Annotated in this window: 22 protein-coding genes; 13 read left to right on the forward strand and 9 right to left on the reverse strand. The window is 70.9% G+C overall.

Annotated features, from left to right (window positions below; genetic code table 11):
• Positions 1–82 precede the first annotated feature (82 nt).
• Positions 83–490, reverse strand: coding sequence for an amidase family protein (locus AC1MIR_RS00475; protein ID WP_480026224.1), 408 nt, complete (start codon positions 488–490; stop codon positions 83–85).
• An 84-nt stretch (positions 491–574) separates the two neighbouring features.
• On the opposite strand from AC1MIR_RS00475, the gene AC1MIR_RS00480 reads away from it, so the two are divergent.
• The 8 genes from AC1MIR_RS00480 (at position 575) to AC1MIR_RS00515 (ending at position 6539) form a co-directional block, all read left to right on the forward strand.
• Positions 575–1072 (forward strand): hypothetical protein, encoded by a 498-nt coding sequence (locus AC1MIR_RS00480; RefSeq protein ID WP_480026225.1) that lies wholly within the window; start codon positions 575–577, stop codon positions 1070–1072.
• A 28-nt stretch (positions 1073–1100) separates the two neighbouring features.
• A complete protein-coding gene (locus AC1MIR_RS00485) occupies positions 1101–1457 on the forward strand; it encodes a hypothetical protein (RefSeq protein WP_480026226.1) in 357 nt (118 codons plus the stop codon).
• A 12-nt stretch (positions 1458–1469) separates the two neighbouring features.
• Positions 1470–2726: an MFS transporter gene (locus AC1MIR_RS00490; protein ID WP_480026227.1), complete on the forward strand. Its 1257-nt coding sequence runs from the start codon at positions 1470–1472 to the stop codon at positions 2724–2726.
• Between the two features lie 13 nt (positions 2727–2739).
• A complete protein-coding gene (locus AC1MIR_RS00495; RefSeq protein ID WP_480026228.1) occupies positions 2740–3714 on the forward strand; it encodes a Gfo/Idh/MocA family protein in 975 nt (324 codons plus the stop codon).
• Positions 3715–3792: 78 nt separating this feature from the next.
• On the forward strand, positions 3793–4143 hold the full coding sequence (locus tag AC1MIR_RS00500; protein ID WP_480026229.1) for a RidA family protein: 351 nt from the start codon (positions 3793–3795) through the stop codon (positions 4141–4143).
• A 554-nt stretch (positions 4144–4697) separates the two neighbouring features.
• Positions 4698–5261 (forward strand): CHAP domain-containing protein, encoded by a 564-nt coding sequence (locus AC1MIR_RS00505; protein ID WP_480026230.1) that lies wholly within the window; start codon positions 4698–4700, stop codon positions 5259–5261.
• A gap of 98 nt (positions 5262–5359) precedes the next feature.
• Positions 5360–5824: a cupin domain-containing protein gene (locus AC1MIR_RS00510; protein WP_480026231.1), complete on the forward strand. Its 465-nt coding sequence runs from the start codon at positions 5360–5362 to the stop codon at positions 5822–5824.
• Complete coding sequence (locus AC1MIR_RS00515) at positions 5817–6539, forward strand: FkbM family methyltransferase (protein WP_480026232.1); 723 nt, start codon at positions 5817–5819, stop codon at positions 6537–6539. Before AC1MIR_RS00510 ends, AC1MIR_RS00515 begins: the two co-directional genes overlap by 8 nt.
• Here AC1MIR_RS00515 and epmA read toward each other — a convergent pair.
• Positions 6532–7578: an EF-P lysine aminoacylase EpmA gene (gene epmA, locus AC1MIR_RS00520; protein ID WP_480026233.1), complete on the reverse strand. Its 1047-nt coding sequence runs from the start codon at positions 7576–7578 to the stop codon at positions 6532–6534. The two genes, AC1MIR_RS00515 and epmA, sit on opposite strands and share 8 nt — an antisense overlap.
• 52 nt (positions 7579–7630) lie before the next feature.
• Between epmA and AC1MIR_RS00525 the strand changes: the two genes are divergently transcribed.
• Positions 7631–8590: a lysine-2,3-aminomutase-like protein gene (locus tag AC1MIR_RS00525; protein ID WP_480026234.1), complete on the forward strand. Its 960-nt coding sequence runs from the start codon at positions 7631–7633 to the stop codon at positions 8588–8590.
• Between the two features lie 117 nt (positions 8591–8707).
• Here the strand turns inward: AC1MIR_RS00525 and AC1MIR_RS00530 are convergent, their stop codons facing one another.
• The gene (locus AC1MIR_RS00530) at positions 8708–9430 is read right to left on the reverse strand and encodes an outer membrane protein (RefSeq protein ID WP_480026235.1); all 723 of its coding nucleotides are present in this window, start codon (positions 9428–9430) and stop codon (positions 8708–8710) included.
• 147 nt (positions 9431–9577) lie between these two features.
• Positions 9578–9973, reverse strand: a complete 396-nt coding sequence (locus tag AC1MIR_RS00535) for a GFA family protein (protein WP_480026236.1) — start codon at positions 9971–9973, stop codon at positions 9578–9580.
• Between the two features lie 290 nt (positions 9974–10263).
• Between AC1MIR_RS00535 and AC1MIR_RS00540 the strand changes: the two genes are divergently transcribed.
• A complete protein-coding gene (locus AC1MIR_RS00540; protein ID WP_480026237.1) occupies positions 10264–10566 on the forward strand; it encodes a BrnT family toxin in 303 nt (100 codons plus the stop codon).
• A 1-nt stretch (position 10567) separates the two neighbouring features.
• Positions 10568–10807, forward strand: coding sequence for a CopG family antitoxin (locus AC1MIR_RS00545; protein WP_480026238.1), 240 nt, complete (start codon positions 10568–10570; stop codon positions 10805–10807).
• Positions 10808–10824: 17 nt separating this feature from the next.
• Here the strand turns inward: AC1MIR_RS00545 and AC1MIR_RS00550 are convergent, their stop codons facing one another.
• The 3 genes from AC1MIR_RS00550 to AC1MIR_RS00560 all read right to left on the reverse strand — a co-directional run bounded on the left by AC1MIR_RS00550 (position 10825) and on the right by AC1MIR_RS00560 (position 14152).
• Positions 10825–11484: a glutathione S-transferase family protein gene (locus AC1MIR_RS00550; protein ID WP_480026239.1), complete on the reverse strand. Its 660-nt coding sequence runs from the start codon at positions 11482–11484 to the stop codon at positions 10825–10827.
• Between the two features lie 185 nt (positions 11485–11669).
• Positions 11670–13196 (reverse strand): N-6 DNA methylase, encoded by a 1527-nt coding sequence (locus tag AC1MIR_RS00555; protein ID WP_480026240.1) that lies wholly within the window; start codon positions 13194–13196, stop codon positions 11670–11672.
• Entirely contained in the window at positions 13196–14152 is a 957-nt protein-coding gene (locus AC1MIR_RS00560; protein WP_480026241.1) for an AccI family restriction endonuclease, read from the reverse strand. The genes AC1MIR_RS00555 and AC1MIR_RS00560 overlap by 1 nt, the downstream gene beginning before the upstream one ends.
• 181 nt (positions 14153–14333) lie before the next feature.
• Here AC1MIR_RS00560 and efp point away from each other — a divergent pair, with 181 nt between their 5' ends.
• The gene (gene efp, locus AC1MIR_RS00565; protein ID WP_480026242.1) at positions 14334–14903 is read left to right on the forward strand and encodes an elongation factor P; all 570 of its coding nucleotides are present in this window, start codon (positions 14334–14336) and stop codon (positions 14901–14903) included.
• Between the two features lie 117 nt (positions 14904–15020).
• Here efp and AC1MIR_RS00570 read toward each other — a convergent pair whose 3' ends face one another.
• Both AC1MIR_RS00570 and purD read right to left on the reverse strand, forming a co-directional pair.
• A complete protein-coding gene (locus tag AC1MIR_RS00570; protein ID WP_480026243.1) occupies positions 15021–16391 on the reverse strand; it encodes a glycosyltransferase family 4 protein in 1371 nt (456 codons plus the stop codon).
• Positions 16392–16405: 14 nt separating this feature from the next.
• Positions 16406–17674 (reverse strand): phosphoribosylamine--glycine ligase, encoded by a 1269-nt coding sequence (purD, locus tag AC1MIR_RS00575; RefSeq protein WP_480026244.1) that lies wholly within the window; start codon positions 17672–17674, stop codon positions 16406–16408.
• A 66-nt stretch (positions 17675–17740) separates the two neighbouring features.
• On the opposite strand from purD, the gene xseA reads away from it, so the two are divergent.
• Positions 17741–19074: exodeoxyribonuclease VII large subunit (gene xseA, locus AC1MIR_RS00580; RefSeq protein WP_480026245.1), on the forward strand; the 1334-nt coding region annotated here is incomplete at its 3' end.

Consider the following 19074-nt stretch of genomic DNA (forward strand, 5'->3'; position numbering starts at 1 on the left):
GCGCGGCGGGCCCCCCCCCCCCCGCCGGCGCCCCCCCCCGGGGGGGGGGGGGCCCCCCCCCCCCCCCCGATCGGGATCAGTCCTAGCGGTTGCGGTCGATCAGGTAGCCGCTGGCGCCGCCGACGCCGGCACCGATCAGCGCGCCCCAGCCGGCATTGCCGGAGAGCGAGCCGAGCCCCCCGCCCCCCCCCGCCCCGCCCCCCCCCCCCCGCGGCCGCCAGCCGGCCCAGATCGGAGAGCCGTAGCCCGTGGGCATGTCGGCCGTGTCCAGCACGTCCTTCACACCGAAGGGGATGCCGTGCAGCGGGCCGGGCCAGGCCTTCGCCGCGCCGCGCCGCGCCTGGGCGGGATCGAGATGGACGAAGGCGTTCACGGCCGGCTCGCGCGCGGCGGCGCGCGCCAGGCAGGCCTCCATCAGCGCGGCGGGGGAGAGGCGGCCGGCGGCAATCGCGCGGGCGGCCTCGGTGGCGGTCAGGCGGTTCGGCTCCATGCACGCAATCATGCGGCGGCAGGCCAGCCTTGCGAAGTCGCCCCGGCCCTGGCGCCGAACCGGCCGCCGCCCCACATTGCCGCGATGCCCGATACCGCGATCCGGGTGGCGGAGGACGCGCATGGCGCCCTCGCCTACGCCATTCCCTGCCCGCCCGAGCGCCTGCCCGCGGTGCGGCCGGAGGCGCTGCTCGCCGCCTGGGACGCCGCCCGCGCGAGGGCGGCTGCCGGGCGGTGGGGGCCGGCACGGACGCTGGTGTTCCGCCGCGCCGAAGCCGAGCCGACGGTGCTGGCCATCGCCGACCGCGACGCCCGCTGCTGGGCGGAGGCGGTCGATCGCGGCGCGGGCCTCGGCACACTGGCGGGCCTCGCGCTCTGCCTCAGGCTGCTGGCGCTGGTGGAGGTGATGGCGCGCGCGGAGTGGCTGGCGGGCATGTTCGACGTCACGGCCGAGGGGGTGGAGCTGCACCCGGCGCTGCTGCGCGCCGCGGCGGCGATGCCGCTCGATCCGGGTGCCAGGTTCGACGCGGAGCAGCTTCGGAGGCTATTGTCGCGGGGCCTGCCCGAACGGGCTTCCGCCTGAGCCATATCCGCGCCGAAAGTCCCAGAAGATGTCGCGCTCCGCCCTTGTCCTGCTGCCCTTGCTGCTGCTCGCCGCCTGCGACTCGGCGCGCCTGCAGAACGCGCGGGTGGACGTCCCCTTCGGCGGCGCGCCGCGCGGCGACCAGGATGCCCGCCTCGCCGCCTGCCGGGCCGAGGCGACGCGCGTGGTGCAGTTCCGCGAGCGCGGCCAGACCATGCGCATGGACGAGACGGAAAGCGGCCGCGGCACTATCACCGTGGCCCCCTACAGCCGCGCGGAGAACGACCGCGCCTCGGCGCAGCTCACCCGCGACCAGATGATCCAGGACTGCCTGCGCCAGGGGCAGGCAGGCAGGCAGGCAGGCGGGCAGGCGGCCGGACGGTAGGCCCGCCGCGGCATGGCCACGCGGGGCGCCCTCTCCCGCGCGCTCTCCCACCGCGACAGCCGCATCTTCTTCGGCGGCTCGATGGTGGCCTGGACCGGCCTCTGGATGCAGCGCATCGCCGTCTCCTGGCTCGCCTGGGAGCTGACCGGCAGCGCCTTCTGGGTCGGCATGGTCGCCTTCTGCGACCTGGCGCCGGCCGTGGTCATCAGCCCGCTGGCCGGCGCGGTGGCGGACCGGGTGGACCGGGTGAAGCTCGCCATCTGGACCCAGGTGGCGATCGCGCTGCAGGCCGCGGCGGTCGCGGGCATCACCGCCAGCGGCCACATGACCATCGGCATCCTGCTTGCGCTGGAGGTGCTGAGCGGCATCGCGGGCTCCTTCGCGCAGCCGGCGCGGCAGACGCTGATGCCGGGGATCGTGCCGCGCGCCGACCTGCCGGCCGCCGTCGCGGCCAATTCGCTGACCTTCGCCGTCGCCCGCTTCGTCGGCCCGGCCATCGCCGGCCCGGTGATCGCCGCCTTCGGGGTGGTGCCGGCCATCGCGGCGAATGCCGTGGGCTACCTGATCTCCGGCCTGACGCTGCTGATGCTGAACATCGCGGTGGCGGAGCGGCGCGGCCATGGCGGCAAGGCGGGCATCTGGGCCGATGTCGCGGACGGCGTGCACTATGCCGCGCGGCATGTCGGGCTCGGGTCGCTGCTGCTCTATGCCGCGGTCACCGCGATGCTGCTGCGCGGCGTCCAGGAAGTGCTGCCGCCCTTCGTCGAGCGGATCTACGGCCTCGGCGCGGAAAGCCTGGCCGTGCTCACCGCCTGCTTCGGGGTGGGCGCGCTGGCCGCCGGGCTCTGGGTGGCCAGCCGCGGCAAGCTGGCCGGGACGACGCGGCTCGCGGTCTGGTCCGGGCTGGCGCAGGCGGGCGCGACGGCGGGCTTCGTTGCCACCGGCTTCTTCCCCCTCGGCATGCTGAGCGCGGCGCTGATCGGCGCCTCCGCCTCGGTGCAGGGGATCACGGTGCAGACGCTGATCCAGGCCGCGACCGATCCGGTCTATCGCGGACGGATGCTGAGCCTCTGGGGGCTGATCACCCGCGCCTTTCCCGCGATCGGCGCGCTGGCGCTGGGTGCCGCCGGGGAGGCCTTCGGGCTGCGCATCCCGACGCTGGCGGCGGTCGGGCTGTTCCTCGCCGCCTTCGCCTGGGGGCTGTGGCGGCTCCAGGCCATGCAGGATGCTTTGGAAACGGCCCCGCCCGATCCGGCGGGACGGTCGTGAAAGGGGTTTCGTGATGCTGGATGCGGCGATCGTGGGCATGGGCCGCTGGGGCCGGGTGCTGGTGGACAGCGTGCAGGGCAGGAACGGGGCCGGCGTTCGCTTCGTCGCCGGCTGCACCGGCACGCCGGAGAAGGCGCGCGACTACGCCGCCGAGAAGGGCATCCGCCTGCACGCCAGCTACGAGGCGGTGCTGGCCGATCCCGCCGTGCGGGCCGTGGTGCTCGCCACCCCGCATGGGCAGCACGCCGCGCAGGTGATCGCGGCCGCGAAGGCGGGGAAGCATGTCTTCGTCGAGAAGCCCTTCACCCTGGCGAAGCAGGACGCCGAGGCCGCCGTCGCCGCCTGCCGCGCGGCCGGGGTGGTGATGGCGCTCGGCCACAACCGCCGCTTCCTGCCGGCGGTGGCCGAGATGAAGCGCCTGCTGGCGGAGGGCGCACTCGGCACGCTGCTGCATGTCGAGGGACATTTCAGCGGTCCCGGCGCGCTCGGCTACAAGCCCGGCATGTGGCGCGCCGACCGCGCCGAGAGCCCGCTCGGCGGCATGGGCGGCATGGGCATCCACATGGTGGACATGATCATCAACCTGGCCGGCCGCTTCCGCGAGGTGACGGTGCGCAGCCATGCGCGCGTCTCGCAGACCATCGACGACACGACGGCGATGCTCGGCGTGCTGGAGAGCGGCGCCACGGTCGGGTTCGCCACGCTGGCGCTGGCGCCGCGGCATTGGCGCGTGGCGCTGTTCGGCACGCGGGGCATGGCGGAGCTGCTCGGCCATGAGCGGCTGAGCGTCTCGCCCGTCGAGGGGGAGGGCTGGGTCAGGGAATTCCCGAAGACCGACATCGAGGCCGCCGAGCTCGAAGCCTTCGCCGCCGCCGCGGCGGGCGGCGCGGCCTATCCGCTGCCGGTGGAGGAAGCGATCCACGGCGTCGCGGTGTTCGAGGCGATGATCGGCGCCGCGGCCTCGGGCAGCAGCTACGCGGTCGCCTGAACCCGGCGGGCGGGCGGTTTCCAGCCGGGCGCGATCGGTCCTAAAACGCCGGCGCGCCAATTCCAGGAGGTCCGCGCCGTGTCCAAGATCACCCGCCAGGGCAGCAACCAGATTCTTTCGAGCTCCGTCGAGTATCATAATTTCGTCTATCTCGCCGGATTGACGGCCGACGATCTCTCGAAGGACGTCGCCGGCCAGACGCGCGAGGTCGTCGCGAAGATCGACGCGGCGCTCGAGGCCAACGGCACCGACAAGACCCGGATGCTGCAGGCGCAGATCTGGCTGAAGGACATCCGCGACCGCGACGCCATGAACAAGGTCTGGGTGGAGTGGCTGGGCGATGCCGGCCGCCCGGCGCGCGCCTGCGTGCAGGCCAACATGGCCGATCCGCGCCACCTGGTGGAGATCATGATCACCGCCTGCAAGTGAGCCGACAGGTTGCGGATCCGCCGGGCGCCTCGCGCGTCCGGCGAGAATCGTTTCCGTTTCATCACATGCGCACATGACAGCCATGCGGTCGCTGCGTTTCGAGTCTGTTTCGCGCGTTTCGCCTGTTGCATCCATGCCGCAACACTGTGTCGCTGAGGTGTTGCGGGTTTCATTCTAGGATCATCTCCCTAGCGGCGGAGATCATCCACAGGCGCGATGAACGAATCACGCCAGATTTCCGGATGTAACGCTCTGCCGGATTGGCAGGCCGGGAAACTGGCGGATACCCCACTCTCACGGTTCCGTTACGGGGTCCGTGGGGAACTGAGGCAGGGGGTATCCGGATGCGGGCAGGACGCGCGCTGGCTTGTGGGTTCGCCATCCTTGTCGCAACCGCCGTGGGGTCGGCGGCGGAGGCGGCCGGGCAGCAACAGAACCGCAGTGCCAGCGCGCAGAATGTCCAATCCCCGCAGCGCAGCGCGGCCCGCCCGCCCGCCGCGCGCGCCACGGCGCCCCGCCAGGCGGCTGCGCGGCCGGCCGGCCGCGATGGCACGGTGACCCCGGTCTCGTTCCGCGGCCAGGCCACCGGCGGGACGCCGATCCTGCATGTGGCGCAGAGCTCCGGCCTGTCCTGCGTGCCCTTCGCCCGCATGGCCACCGGTATGCAGATCAGCGGGGACGCCCGGCTCTGGTGGTACAACGCCGCCGGCGCCTATGCCCGCGGCAACGCCCCGGAGCGCGGCTCGGTCCTGGCCTTCAAGTCCTCGGGCGGGATGCGGCGTGGCCATGTCGCGGTGGTCAGCCGTGTCGTGAACGACCGCACCATCCTGATCGACCACTCCAACTGGGCCGGGCCCGGCATCCGCAGCGGCACCGTGATGCGGGGCGTGACGGTGATCGACGTCTCCGACCGCAACGACTGGACCGCGGTGCGCGTGCAGGTCGGCTGGAACAATGACAGCTTCGGCCGCGTCTATCCGACCTACGGTTTCATCTACAACCGCCCGCACGGCACCCGCATCCTGACCGCGCAGGGCCAGCCGATGCAGGAAGTGGCCGAAGCGCCCTCCCCCCACGTGCTGCAGCACCAGCGCCTGGCCGAGACGCTCGGCCGCTGACGCGCCGGCAGCCCGCGCCCCGCGGGCCGTGCTAACCTCCGCAGGACAAGCGGAGGCGACCCATGCACGAGAAGCGGCCCGACGGGGCGGAACTGCTCATGCTCCCGACCGGGGGCGAGATCCCGAACAACCCGCATCTGCCCGTGCTGCTGCACCGCGCCGCCCTGCCGCCCGACGACCCGGCGGCGGCCGAGGCCCTTTTCGCCGGCAATGGCTGGCCGCCGGCCTGGCGCAACGGCCTGCACGAATTCGAGCATTACCACCCCAACACGCATGAGGCGCTCGCCATCGCCGCCGGTCAGGTCCGGATGCGGCTGGGCGGCGAGGCGGGGGTCACGATCGATCTCGGGGCCGGGGACGTGGTGGTGCTGCCGGCCGGGACGGGGCACTGCAACCTCGGCCAGTCGCCCGACCTGCTGGTGGTCGGCGCCTACCCGCCGGGCGACCCGCCCGAGCAGCTGACCGGGCGGCCCGGTGACCAGCTGCGGGCGGAGCGCGCGATCCAGGCGACGCCCGACCCGCCCTGCGACCCGGTGACCGGGGGAGCCTATCCCCGTGGATGAGACCGGCTTCCACACCCGTCTCTGGCGCGGTGCGGGAAGCATCGTGGATGTCGGGGCGCATGACGGGCTGCTGACCCTGCCCTTCGCGCGGCTGCCCGGCGCGCGGGTGATCGCCTTCGAGCCGCTGCCCGCCGCCTTCGCCCGGCTGCGCGCGGCGGTGCTGGCGGAGTACGGCGCCATCCCGCCGCACGTCTCGCTGCGGCCGGAGGCGCTGGGCGCGGCGCCGGGGCGTCTGACGCTCAGCGTGCCGGTGCCGGCGAGCGGCGCCATCGAGCAGTGGGCGAGCCTGGTCAAGGACTATGCCGAGTTCGAGGGCATCGCCACCCGGCAATATCCGGTGGAGGTGATCACGCTCGACAGCCTGGGCCTCGCCGACCTCCGCCACATGAAGGTGGATGCCGAGGGCGCCGAGCAGGAGGTGCTGGAGGGGGCGCGCGACACGCTGGCCCGCTGCCGCCCGCTGCTGAGCCTGGAGATCGAGGAGCGGCACCGGCGCGGCGCCACGCGGGATATCCCGGCGATGCTGGCCGGGCTCGGCTATGCGCTCGGCTTCTGGCTGCGCGGCGCGATGCAGCCCTTCGCCGCCTTCGATCCGGCGACGATGCAGGTGGCGTCGAGCGACCCGACGGTGTTCGGCGCCTCCGACCCCTACATCTTCACCTTCTACGCCTGGCCGGCGGAGCGCGAGGCGGAAGTTTTGGGCGCGCTCAGGTGACGTCCGAGGGCAGCCACAGAACCTGTTGAATATGCTCGGCGCCGCTGGCGAGCATCGCCAGGCGGTCGAAGCCGAGCGCGATGCCGCTGCCGGCGGGCATGCCGTGGTCGAGGGCGGCCAGGAAGTCCTCGTCCACCTCCCAGCCTTCCTCGCCGGCTTCCTGCTTGCGGGCGGCGACGTCGCGAGTGAAGCGGGCGCGCTGCTCGGCGGGGTCGGTCAGCTCGTCGAAGGCGTTGGCAAGCTCCAGGCCGGCGACGAACAGCTCGAAGCGCAGTGCGACACGGGGATCGGCCGGGTCGCGGCGGGCCAGCGCGGCCTGCGGGGCGGGCCAGTGGGTGAGGAAGGTCGCGCGGTCCCGCCCGAGGCGGGGCTCCACATGGGTCAGGAGCAGGTGGAAGAAGGCGTCCTCCCAGCCGAGGCCCTCGGGGAGGTCGAGGCCGGCGGCGCGGGCGGCGGCGTGGAGGGCGGCGGCGTCGCCCTCGGCGGTCGCCGGGTCCACGGTATCGAGGATCTTCAGGCCGTTGCAGTATTTTCCGAAAGCCTCGGCGCAGGACAGGCGCTCGAACGGCTGCGCAAGGTCGGTGGCGATGCCGGCATGCGCGACATGGCGCGGGCAGACGCTGCGGACGAAAAACTCGGTCTCGTCCATCAGGCCGTCGAGGGTCAAGCCGGGGGCGTACCACTCCAGCATGGTGAATTCCGGCGCGTGGCGCGGGCTCAGCTCGCCGTTCCGCCAGACGCGGGCGAGCTCGAAGACGCGGCCGGCGCCGGCGACGAGCAGGCGCTTCAGCGCCAGTTCGGGCGAGGTCCGCAGCCAGAGCGTCGTGGCGCGGCCGGCGCCGAGATGCGGGCGGTATTCGCTGCGGAAGGCGCGGAGATGCACCTCCATGCCCGGGACGGGGACCAGGCAGGGCGTCTCGGCCTCGGCGTAGCCGCGCGCCGCGAAGAAGGCGCGGGTCTCGGCGGCGAGGCGGGCGCGGCGGCGCAGGAAGGGCAGCCGGGCGGCGAGGCTTTCGGGGTGCCAAGGAGGGTGGGGCATGGACGGGGCGGGGCTTCGCGGGCTAGGGGCCGCAACCATGCCCGATGACGCGATGCCCCGCACGATGCGCAGCGCCCGCGCGCTGGTCGCGGCCGGCCTGCTGGACCCGGCGGCCGAGGCGGCCGTCGCGCGCGTGGCGGAACGCTACGCCATCGCGGTGACGCCTGCCGTCGCCGCGCTGATCGGCGCGCCGGACGACCCGATCGGGCGGCAATACATCCCCGATGCGGCGGAGCTGGTCACCGCGCCGGACGAGATCGAGGACCCGACCGCGGACGCGCCCTTCACGCCGGTGAAGGGGGTGGTGCGGCGCTATCCGGACCGGGCGCTGCTGAAGCCGCTGCTGGCCTGCCCGGTCTATTGCCGCTTCTGCTTCCGGCGCGAGGTGGTGGGGCCGGATGGCGGGCTGCTGACCGAGGCCGAATTGTCGGCCGCGCTGGACTGGCTGGCGGCGACGCCCGCGATCCGCGAGGTGATCCTGACCGGGGGCGACCCGCTGATGCTGTCGCCGCGGCGGCTTTCGGGGCTGATGCGGGCTTTCGGACAAATTCCCCATTTGGAGATCGTGCGGGTGCACAGCCGGGTGCCGGTGGCCGATCCGGCGCGTGTAACGGACGAACTGGTGGCCGCGCTGGATTCGGACAAAGCCTTCTTCCTGTGCGTGCATGCCAACCACGCGCGGGAATTTTCCGACGAGGCGGCGGCGGCGCTGCGGCTTCTGTCGCGGGCGGGGGTGCCGCTGCTGGGGCAATCCGTGCTGCTGCGCGGCGTGAACGACAGCGCGCAAGCCCTTGAAAATCTGTTCCGGGCGATGCTGCGGTGTCGCGTAAAACCCTATTACCTGCACCAGCTGGACAAGGCGCCAGGCACGGCGCGCTTCCGGGTGCCGGCGGAGGAGGGTCTCGCGCTGGTCGAGGGGCTGCGCGGGCGGATCAGCGGCCTGGCGCAACCGACCTATGTGACCGAGACGCCGGGCGGCGGCGGCAAGGTGCCGGTGCGCCGCGCCGGCTGACGGACGCTGCCGTGGACGGATGGGCGGCGCGGCCCGCGCCGTTTCAAAGAGCGCCGCGAACATATCACGAACAACGGGCGCGGCGCCAGGGGCAAGGGCGGCGCGAAGGCGCCGCCGCTACGGCGCCGGGGGCGGCCCCCCGAAGGCATAGCGCAGGCCGAACAGGATCATCGAATGCTGCTGCGATTCGAGGGTCAGCGGCGCATCGGTGCGCCGGCCGCGCGGGTTGATCTTGTAGCCGTCATAGCTCTGGTGGCCGAAGGTGCCGAGGAAGCGATACTCCGCCGTCAGCGACAGGCCGAGCACCGCGCGCAGCGGAAAGGCCGCGCCCACGATCGCCTGGTAGGCGAAGGCGCCATCGGTGCCGGATGCGCTCATCCCGAAGGCGCGGCCATCGGCGGGGCCGAGCCGGTAGTCGTCGAGTTCGGTCCACTGGTAGCCCAGGCCCGCGCCGAGATAGGGATAGACCCAGTCCACGCCGAGCCGGAAATCATAGAAGCCGTTGACCATCAGCCCGTAGCTGCGCTGCGAGCCGCCCGAGAAATTGGCCACGTCGGTGCCGCTGATGCTGCCGATGCTGCTGGAGCGGTACGACCCCTCCAGCTCCGCCCGGAGGCCGTTCCCGTAGCCGTAGCCGAGCGACAGCACCCCCGCGAAGCCGGTGCCCCAATCGATCGTAAGCTTCTCCTCCGCCAGGCCGGAGGCGGCGATCGTCTGGTCGAGCGGGATGTCGAAGCCCATCCCGGCGCCGAGATAGAGCCCCCTGACCGGTTGCGCGGAGGCCATCGCGGGCAGGGCGACGGCGAGCACCCCGGCAAGGGCGTAGCGAGCGGTCTTCATCGCAGTGACCTTCTCCCATTCCGCCGGGCCGGCCGATGCGCGCGGCCCGCGCGATGTCCCCTTCATAAGAAGAATTGAACGGACAGGAGATGATCTCGATCAACCCGGCGGCGTGTCGATTGACGACCGGCGCGGGAAGCCGGTGGGCTAGGCGCGCTCGCGCTTCGGGATGCCGTGGGGCAGGTCGTCCAGCCAGGGCAGCGCGGAGCGGCACCAGATCTGGCCGACCGGAACGAGCTCCGCCCGCTGGCGGCAGGTGCCGAGGCGGAGGCTGTGGACCTTGGGCTCCTCCCCCTCCCCCGTCGCGGTGATGGGGGAGCCGCAGGTGGGGCAGAAGGTCTGCAGGCGCCTGCGGCCGCTTTCGGCCACCTTCACATAGGTGCTGGGCGTGCCGGTAAGCAGCCGGAAGCCGCCGGGACGGGTCAGCGCGACGGTGCGAAAGGCGCTGCCGGAGAGGCGCTGGCAGTCGGTGCAGTGGCAGACGAGGATGCCGGCGGGGTCGAGCTCGGCCTCATAGGTGATTAAGAGACCGTTTGAGAACACCGGACGGGTCGGGTCCGCGGGTCTTTTCCGCCCCTGCGTCGTTGGCCGGCTTGCCGATGCAACCAGCATCGGCGGCGCCGTCCGCCTAGCCGGGACGAAAAATCCCCCTGCGGCCCCTCAGCCGCCGGCATTCTCAAACGGTCTCTGGCCGCAATGGCAGGCGCCGTCCACATGCATGGCTGTCCCCTTCCCCGAGGTTTTCGGGCGCGGTGGATGATGGCATGGCGGAGCGCGCTGCGGGAGCCTGAATGCATGGACATTTGTATGGACAAAACGGCGGCGCATCCCAGATGATCGGGGTCGGCGGCTTCGATTGGGATGCGGGGAACCGGGAGAAGTGCGGGAAGCACGGAGTTTCGCAGACGGAGATCGAGGCGCTGTTCCACGGCACGCCGCGCGTGGCGCCCGACATCCGGCATTCGGTGGCGGAGCAGCGCTTCATCGCGGTGGGGCGCAACGCGGCGGGACGGCCGCTCTTCGTCGCCTTCACCCTGCGGGAGGCCGGCGGGGTGCTGCTGATCCGGCCGATCAGCGCCCGATACATGCATGCCGAGGAGGTGCGGCGCTATGAAGAAGCCGAAGACGGTGCCTGAGATGACGACCGACGCGGAGGCCGAAGCCTTCCTGGAGGGCGACCTCTCCGGCCTGGATTTTCGGGCCTTCCGGCCGACGCGGTTCGAATTCGCGCGCAAGGACGCGACGGTGAACATGCGCATGCCGGCGGCGCTGCTGGAGGCGATCAAGCGCAAGGCGGCGGCACGGGGCGTGCCGTATCAGCGCCTGATCCGGGAGGCCCTGGAGAAGGAGCTTCGGGAGACGGAGGACGCGGCCTAACAGGGCCGCGGCTTCGCTCAGGCGCCGGGCGGGGCGCCCCAATGGGGCGGCCAGGTGGCGCGGATGACCGGCAGGGCCTCCATCCGCGCCATCCAGGCGGCGATGTGCGGTCCTGCGAGGTTTTCGGGGGTCATCAGTCCAGGGTTGCGGGAGGCGATGCGGCGGGCGAGCGCAACCAGGGGGTAGAGGGTGGCGTCGGCGGCGCTGAACGACTCACCGGCGAGGAAATCGCCCTCGATCAGCGTCTCCCACAGGGCGAGTTCGGCGCGGAGGTGGGACCAGGCGTCCGCGATCTTCTGGGGGTCGCGCTGGTCGGGCGGGGTGAAGAGCACGGCCTCGACCAGTTCCTCGAGATGGGTGGCGAGATACTGGTCGGCCTCCCGCACCAGGCGGCGCTGGATGGCGCGGCGGCGCGGATCGGCGGCGAGCAGCGGCGGGGTGGAGGCGATGTCCTCGAAGTATTCGAGGATGGCGGCGGATTCGTAGAGGACAAAGCCGTCATGCTCGATGACGGGCACGCGCCGGCGCGGGTTGAGGGCGGCGAATTCGGGCGCTCGAAAATCGCCGGCATCGTAGGACATGGGGCGGAGGGCGTGGGGGATGCCCTTGTGCGCCAGCGCGATGTGGACGCGCCACGTGTAGGGGGAGCCGGAGAGGTAGTGCAGCGTGAGGGGCATGGGGGCCTCCTGGGGGGTGCTGCGGGGTGGGGCGGCGGGAATGGTTTAGCCCTGGCGATGCTGGCAGCGCCATGGCGCTCGCGCGCGGTGCAGCGCGCCGCTTGACGGCCGATCCGCTGGAGAATTGCGCGCGATGCGCATAGGAACGACATCGGATCACTGGTGCGGGACAGCAAACCTACCTACTAAATCAAAGCCATCTGCTGGCGTGTCGCGAGACCGTTGTCGCGCAACACCTCTAGGGGGATGGGGAGTTGCTCCAAGTTGCGCGGCTCTACCTTGAGCGCCCCACCACCGTAGCTCTTTGCAACGCGTGCGAGGTTGCCAAGCGTGCGCGGGTCATTGAGGGCATGGGTCGCAGCCTCAAAGTTGAGTCGAGCCTCTGGACGCGGATAAACGCAGAGAAACCCTGTTAGGGGCACGGCGCCGGCCGAGTTCCCGATGAAACGGCAACTCCGTCGGCCGAGGTAGGCGAAAAGCCAAAGCGGCGGCTCGCGCCTCTCCATTCTGAACCAAGGTTTGCGCTGAGCGATGAGGGGGCGGGCCGGCAATCCCTTCTCTTCGCCAAGGCGGAGATAACGGCGGACTGGCTCGGGCAACTCGCTGTCGCGCGGGCGGTCTAAGCTGAGAAGGTAGGTGGGCCTACCGATTGCATCGAGCGCATCGAGATGGGCTAGCGTCAGGTTGGCACCCCCCGTGTGATCGCGCGTTCTGCCGATCGCACGAATAAAGAGGTTGCCCGGCAAACCATGAGAGCGGATCTGGCCTGACGTCAGGAAAAAAAAGTCGTTGTCGCCGGTCGCTATCCCGCGCATTACGCGGAACATCTCGCCGAGACGAACTGTATCGCCGGGCGCCTCCTCGACGGGTGCGCGGGTTAGGCCAGTTGCAATGGCCTCGTCCAAACGTCGTTCTGAGACGGCGATGTCTCCATCCGCAAATAGCGGCAGATCCGAAGCCATCCACTCGTACAGCCGCGAGGTATCGGCCCGTAGCACTCGAGCCCAACGGAGAGTGGCTGCGGGCGGCAGCCGGCTGACAAGAAGGACGATCGCATTCGTGTCTACGCCGGGGAAGGGAGAGGCCTCCGGCGTGAACGTCGCCGCTCCCTCGATCCGGAAGTTACGACCGATCCAGCGCCAAAGAGCCGGCGCAAAGCGCCCCTCGCAAGTGTCAGCCGGCACGATGAATGCAAGGCGCCCACCCGCTTCAAGAAGAGTAAGCGCCTTCACGAGGAAAAACACATGTAGCCCCGCCCGGCCATCAAGATCGCTGCCCAGGTGCGCCTTCGCGAAGGCATGCAACCGCATCTTGTAGCTAGGCTCGAAGCGGTGATGCCGAACGTAGGGTGGGTTGGCAACGATGGCACTGAAACGGCGCTGGAAAGCCACCTCCATGAAGTCGGCTATTGTCACTCCGTCGAGATCGGCCGCCGACATGCCACTGGAGCGTCCCGAGGCCAACGCTGCAGGATCAATTTCAGTACCCGAGAGAGATACGGCTCGGCCAGTTCGCGCAGCCTGACGCCGGGCTGCACGAAAAAAGGCGCCGCCGCCAACGGCAGGATCAAAGATTTCTTCTCGCCCGCGAATAGCCCATGCGACCATTGCATCTGCGACCCAGTCGGGAGTCCAGAACTGTCCCTTTTCGCGCAGCTTTTCGCGTGCGGGGCCACTGACGGGAAGGGCGGCGCCTGCGGGGCTGCGAGCCATTAGCGAGGGTCTTCCTGAGAGATCTGGGTGAGGCGATCAACGGCCGCGTCGCTGAGCGCCAAACGTCCACCATCGAAAGCGACATACGGCAGAACGTGGCCGTTGCGATCTACGATCGAACGTGCGATCAACTCTGGCTCCTGAGTGGAAACAGCGAGTTCATAGGCATAGTGGTAATAAATCTTGTAAATCGCCTTCCGGGTGGTGGCGCCGCCGGGCGCTTGGAATACCTGTATGGTCGGGGCGATCTCCCCCGAACGGAACAGGTCTCGCGCTGTGTCAAAAGCTATTCCGAAAGCACGATCGTAAAAGACATGCCAAACGTGGATCGGGACCCGATGATGACGTTGCCATGCAGCGAGACGGTCAACATCCTCGTCCTTAATGATAACAGTGGGCAGGACTGCGCTCTTCGGTAAGCCCGGCTTGCCATCCCGCAAACGCTTCTGATCCAGGGGCTTGCCATACGAGGGCATCTTCGCAGCGTGCCAAAGGCTGTTCTCGCATTCCACCGCGACAATAGAGCGGTCGAGCAATGCGCGGATGCGAGGATCGGCATCGCTTGTAAATGGCAGTTCTGCCTCGCCTCCGATGTCACGCACCAACTCCTCGACCGCGGAGCAATCCTCTTTACGGAAGACGAGCAAGTCCGGGCGCTTTTGCCCCGCCATCCCGGCGGCTTCTAGGCGTTCGAAGTAGAGTTCAACCTCGCGGGGTTCCTCCGGGGCGACGCCGCTCGGGCCATAAGGGAGCGCCGTGAATTGCGAGGTCGCATTAACGGCCTCGATGAGGCGCTTCTCACTCCAGACGCCCTGTGACCAGCGCATCAAAAAATCAGTTCCGCGCAGCATGCGCGGGTTGAGCCAAAACTCGGCCCATGGGCTTTCGGTGAGCGGCCCGGTCGCAATCTTACAATCTTCCGCCGGCACAAGCAGCGAAGATTCGTAAACGTGCATAATCCCCCTCCGATGCACCTTCAGTTGGACCTGCTAACTCCACGGAATGGGGGCGTCTAGCCGGGCGAAAGAGGCCGACCGAAGGGGCCGAGCACGCGCTCCGCCTTGCCCTCCCCGCCCCCTCGTTGTAAGCGCGCCGCGATCCTTCAGACCCCTAGACGACGTCAGGACACCGCCCGCCATGGCGAAGATGCAGGCCAACCAGATGCGTGCCGGCATGGTCATCGAGTTCGAAGGCCAGCGCTACACCATCCTCAAGCAGAACATCATGATCCCCGGGAAGGGCGCGGCCGTCATCCAGGTGGAGATGCGGAACGTGAAGACCGGCGCGAAGAAGGACCAGCGCTGGCGCACCGCCGACACCGTCGAGCGGCTGGAGACGGCGGATGAGGAGTTCACCTTCTCCTACGCCGATGGCGAACAACTGGTCCTGATGCATCCGGTCAGCTACGAGCAGACCCTCGTCAGCAAGGACATCCTGGGGGACCGCCTGCCCTTCCTGACCGAGGGCATGACGGTGAATGTCCGCCTCATCGAGGGCGAGCCCGTGGCGATGTCCCTGCCGGAGACGGTGGTGCTGGAGGTGGTCGAGGCCGATCCGGTGGTGAAGGGGCAGACGGCGAGCTCCTCCTACAAGCCGGCGGTGCTGTCCAACGGCGTGAAGACGATGGTGCCGCCGTTCATCACCGCGGGGGAGAAGATCGTGGTGAAGACGGAGGATGGGTCCTACTACGAGCGGGCGAAGGGGTGAGGCTGGGCGTCCTCGCTTGAGGCCGTAGGTCGGTCGGGGGGGGGGGGGGGGGGGGGGGGGGGGGGGGGGGGGCGGGGGGGGGGCGGGGGGGGCGGGGGGGGGTGTTCCCCCCCCGCCCTAGGCCGGCGGCCCCAGCCTGATCCCCAGCCGCGCATACATCTCCGCCAGGCGCTTGCCGTAGTCCTCCGCGTTGAAGGTCGCCGCGCGCCGCGGGCCGCGCGCGGCAAGCTCCGCGCGCCGCGCGGCGTCGGCATCCAGGCGCTGGATCGCCTCCGCCATCGCGCGCGTGTCGTACGGGTCCACCAGCAGCGCCGCATCGCCCGCCACCTCCGGCAGCGAGGAGGTGTCGGAGGTCATCACCGGCGTGCCGAGATGCATCGCCTCCACCACCGGCAGGCCGAAGCCCTCATACAGCGAGGGGAACAGCATCGCGCGTGCGCCGCGGATCAGCCCGGTCAGCAGGCGGCCCGGCACGTAGTCGATCAGCATCACCTTGTCGCGCAGCTTGCGCTGCAGGCCCTGCACGCCCTCCACCGGGCCGCGCGGGACGAATTCGCGGCGGTCGTCCTCGTACAGCAGGCCGAGTTCCTGATGCGCGTTCCAGGCCTGCTTGCCGCAGATCACCAGCGGATGCTCGGACCCGGCGGCGAGATAGGCCTCGATCAAGCGGCCGACATTCTTCTTCGGCTCGATCGCGCCGAAGAACAGGAAGTATTTCTGCCAGTGGAGGCCGAAGAAGCCTTCCAGCTCGGCCCGCACCAGGGCTTCCGGCTTCAGCTTCGCGACATCGGGCAGTTCCACCGCCTGGCCGGTGTTCGTCACCTTCTCCTCCGGCACGCCGAGAAGGGTCACGATGTCGCGGCGCGAGGCCTCGCTGACCGTGACGATATGCGCCGCGCGGTCCGCGATGCCGCGCACCGTGCCGAGATAGCGCTTCTTGTTGTCGAGCGTGGTGAAGGGCAGGCGCAGCGGGACCAGGTCGTGGATGGTGTAGATGTTCGGCAGCGCCTCCTTGTTCGGTCCCTCGGCGGTGAGCGGCACGGGATAGGTCCAGTGCATCAGCTTCGGCGCGTTGGGCAGGCGCACGCGGCCGAAGCGGTGGCTGGCGCCGAAGCCGAGCACCGCGGCGCGGTAGAGGCTCGGGATGTTCCAGATGCGGTCGAAGGCCGGCAGGCGGGCGGCGAGCGAGGTGGTCTCCACGCTGCCGATCGGCACCTCCACCGCCTCCACGCCGAAGCGCAGCTTCAGCATGCGCGAGAGGTCGTCCATCGGCCGGCGCCAGCCGGGCAGGTCGCCGCGCGGATCGAAGAAGGTCACCTCGCGCAGCAGCCCGTCCTTGCCCGCGGAGGAGCGGTGGCCGTAGAGCACGCCCACTTCCGCGCCGAGCGCCTTCAGCCGGTGCGACAGGCCACGCGCATAGGTCGCGACGCCGGTGCCCTGTTCGAGCGAGAGATTGTAGCCGTCGATCGCGATGAGCGGCCTGTGCAACTGCGTCGCCTCCTTCACAATGCGCGGTGACCGATATCGCGCCGGCAGAAGCCGCCCGGCCAGTCCAGCGCGTCCACCGCCGCATAGGCCGCGTCGCGCGCCGCGCGCCGCGGCGCGGCGGTGCCGCCGATGCCGAGCACCCGCCCGCCATCGGCCAGGATCGCGCCATCCGCGCGGCGCGCGGTGCCGGCGTGGAAGATGCGCACGCCGGGCAGCGCGGCGGCGGCCGCCAGGCCGCGGATCTCCGTGCCCTTGCGCGGCGTGCCGGGATAGCCCTCGGCCGCCATCACCACGACCAGGCTGGCATCGTCGGACATGTCCAGCCGCACGCCCGAGAGATCGCCCTGCGCGGCGGCGCGCAGCGCGGGCAGCAGGTCGGAGCGCAGGCGCAGCAGCAGCGCCTGGCATTCGGGATCGCCGAAGCGGACGTTGAACTCGATCAGCTTCGGCCCGTCCTCGGTCAGCATCAGCCCCGCGAAGAGCACGCCACGGAAGGGCGTGCCGCGCCGCGCCATCTCGCGCAATGTCGGCAGCACGATGCGCTGCATCGTCTGCTGTTCCAGGACCGCGGTGAAGGCGGGCGCGGGCGAATAGGCGCCCATGCCGCCGGTGTTGGGGCCGGTGTCGCCCTCGCCGACGCGCTTGTGGTCCTGCGCGGCGCCGAAGGGCAGCGCCGTCTCGCCGTCGCAGAGCGCGAAGAAGGAGATCTCCTCGCCGCGAAGGAATTCCTCGATCACCACGGTGGCGCCGGCCTCGCCATGCACGCGGCTTTCCATGATGTCGGCGATCGCGGCCTCGGCCTCGGCGAGCGTCGCGGCGACGACCACGCCCTTGCCGGCCGCGAGGCCATCCGCCTTCACCACGATGGGCGCGCCGCGGTCGCGAAGATAGGCGCGCGCGGCCGATGCATCGGTGAATCGCTGCCAGGCGGCGGTGGGCACGCCGGCCGCATCGGCCACGTCCTTGCAGAACGCCTTGCTGCCTTCGAGCTGCGCCGCCGCGGCGCTCGGCCCGAAACAGGCGACGCCGGCCGCGGCGCAGGCATCCGCCAGGCCCAGCGTCAGCGGCGCCTCCGGCCCGGCCACCACGAGGTCGGCACGCTCCTCGCGCGCGAATCGGACCAGGGCCGGGATGTCGGTCGCGCCGACCGGCACGCATTCGGCGAGGTCGGAAATCCCCGGATTGCCCGGCGCGCACCACAGCTTCGTGAGCAGGGGCGAGCGGGACAGCGCCCAGCACAAGGCATGCTCCCTGCCGCCGCCGCCCACCACCAGCACCCGCATCGCGCCACCCCGCACCGTCCCGCGCGGCAGGTTCCGCGCCGGCGCGTCCTAGCATAGGGTCCGGCGATGGACACCACGCCGCCGGCACCAGGGCTCCCCGCCTCCGGTGCCAACGTTCCCGAATTCAGCGTCTCCGAGATCTCCGGCGCCATCCGCCGCACCCTGGAAGGCGCCTTCGGCCGCGTGCGCGTGCGCGGCGAGATCACCGAGTGCAAGCGCTACCCCTCCGGTCACATCTACCTGTCGCTGAAGGACGAATCCGCGAAGCTGGAATCGGTGGTTTGGAAATCCGCCGTGGCGCGGCTTTCGGTGCAGCCGGAGAACGGCGTGGAGGTCATCGCCACCGGCAAGCTCACCACCTATGCCGACCGCTCGAAATACCAGCTCGTGATCGACCGGCTGGAATATGCCGGGGAAGGCGCGCTGCTGGCGCGCATCGAGAAACTGAAGGCCCGGCTCGCCGCCGAGGGGCTGTTCGAGATCTCGGGCAAGCGCGCGCTGCCCGCCTTGCCGCGCGTGGTCGGCGTGGTCACCAGCGAGGCCGGCGCGGTCATCCAGGACATCCGCACCACCATCGCGCGCCGCTTTCCGCGCCGCATCCTGCTCTGGCCCGTGCCGGTGCAGGGGCAGGGTGCGGCGGAGCGCATCGCCGCCGCCATCGAGGGCTTCGGGCGCCTGCCGCCGGACGGGCCGATCCCCCGCCCCGACGTGCTGATCGTCGCGCGCGGCGGCGGCAGCCTCGAGGACCTGATGGCCTTCAACGAGGAGATTGTGGTCCGGGCGGCCGCGCGGTGTCCGATTCCGCTGATCTCCGCGGTCGGGCACGAGACGGACACGACGCTGATCGACTTCGCCGCCGATCGCCGCGCGCCGACGCCGACCGCGGCGGCGGAGATGGCGGTGCCCGCGCGTGCGGAGCTGCTCGCCGCGCTGGACCAGACCGGCGCGCGGCTGCGCGGCGCGGCGACGCGGCAGTTGCGCGCGGCGGAGACGACGCTGCTGCGCCTGGAACGGCGCCTGCCGGATATCCCGGCGCGCGTGCTGGAATACCGGCGGCGCGTGGACGAGGCCGGCGCAGGCCTGCCCGATGCGCTGCGCGCCTTCATCCGGCTGAAGCGCGACTCCCTGGCGTCGCTGGCTGTGCCGCATCCGCGCGAATCCATTGCCGCGCGCCGCCATGCGGTGGCGCTGCTCGACGGGCGGCGCAGCGCCGCCTTCGCGCGGCAGGTGCAGCGCCTCGGCGGCGCGCGCGCGCTGCATGCCTTCTCCGCCGCGCCCCTGCTGGCGCTGCTGCGTGAACGGCGCGCGACGCTGGCCGGCGCCTCGCGCCAGCTGGAAGCGCTGTCCTACAACGCCGTGCTGGCGCGCGGCTTCGCGCTGGTGCGCGACGCGGAGGGCGA

Source organism: Falsiroseomonas sp. RANM36, assembly GCF_056682175.1.

Coding starts and splice junctions, on each gene's coding strand:
- epmA (WP_480026233.1), bottom strand. CDS start 7,578: ATGCCCCACCCTCCTTGGCACCCCGAAAGCCTCGCCGCCCGGCTGCCC.
- AC1MIR_RS00495 (WP_480026228.1), top strand. CDS start 2,740: ATGCTGGATGCGGCGATCGTGGGCATGGGCCGCTGGGGCCGGGTGCTG.
- AC1MIR_RS00480 (WP_480026225.1), top strand. CDS start 575: ATGCCCGATACCGCGATCCGGGTGGCGGAGGACGCGCATGGCGCCCTC.
- purD (WP_480026244.1), bottom strand. CDS start 17,674: ATGCGGGTGCTGGTGGTGGGCGGCGGCGGCAGGGAGCATGCCTTGTGC.
- AC1MIR_RS00475 (WP_480026224.1), bottom strand. CDS start 490: ATGGAGCCGAACCGCCTGACCGCCACCGAGGCCGCCCGCGCGATTGCC.
- AC1MIR_RS00530 (WP_480026235.1), bottom strand. CDS start 9,430: ATGAAGACCGCTCGCTACGCCCTTGCCGGGGTGCTCGCCGTCGCCCTG.
- AC1MIR_RS00540 (WP_480026237.1), top strand. CDS start 10,264: ATGATCGGGGTCGGCGGCTTCGATTGGGATGCGGGGAACCGGGAGAAG.
- AC1MIR_RS00510 (WP_480026231.1), top strand. CDS start 5,360: ATGCTCCCGACCGGGGGCGAGATCCCGAACAACCCGCATCTGCCCGTG.
- AC1MIR_RS00560 (WP_480026241.1), bottom strand. CDS start 14,152: ATGCACGTTTACGAATCTTCGCTGCTTGTGCCGGCGGAAGATTGTAAG.
- AC1MIR_RS00550 (WP_480026239.1), bottom strand. CDS start 11,484: ATGCCCCTCACGCTGCACTACCTCTCCGGCTCCCCCTACACGTGGCGC.
- AC1MIR_RS00545 (WP_480026238.1), top strand. CDS start 10,568: ATGACGACCGACGCGGAGGCCGAAGCCTTCCTGGAGGGCGACCTCTCC.
- AC1MIR_RS00525 (WP_480026234.1), top strand. CDS start 7,631: ATGCCCCGCACGATGCGCAGCGCCCGCGCGCTGGTCGCGGCCGGCCTG.
- efp (WP_480026242.1), top strand. CDS start 14,334: ATGGCGAAGATGCAGGCCAACCAGATGCGTGCCGGCATGGTCATCGAG.
- AC1MIR_RS00485 (WP_480026226.1), top strand. CDS start 1,101: ATGTCGCGCTCCGCCCTTGTCCTGCTGCCCTTGCTGCTGCTCGCCGCC.
- AC1MIR_RS00555 (WP_480026240.1), bottom strand. CDS start 13,196: ATGGCTCGCAGCCCCGCAGGCGCCGCCCTTCCCGTCAGTGGCCCCGCA.
- AC1MIR_RS00490 (WP_480026227.1), top strand. CDS start 1,470: ATGGCCACGCGGGGCGCCCTCTCCCGCGCGCTCTCCCACCGCGACAGC.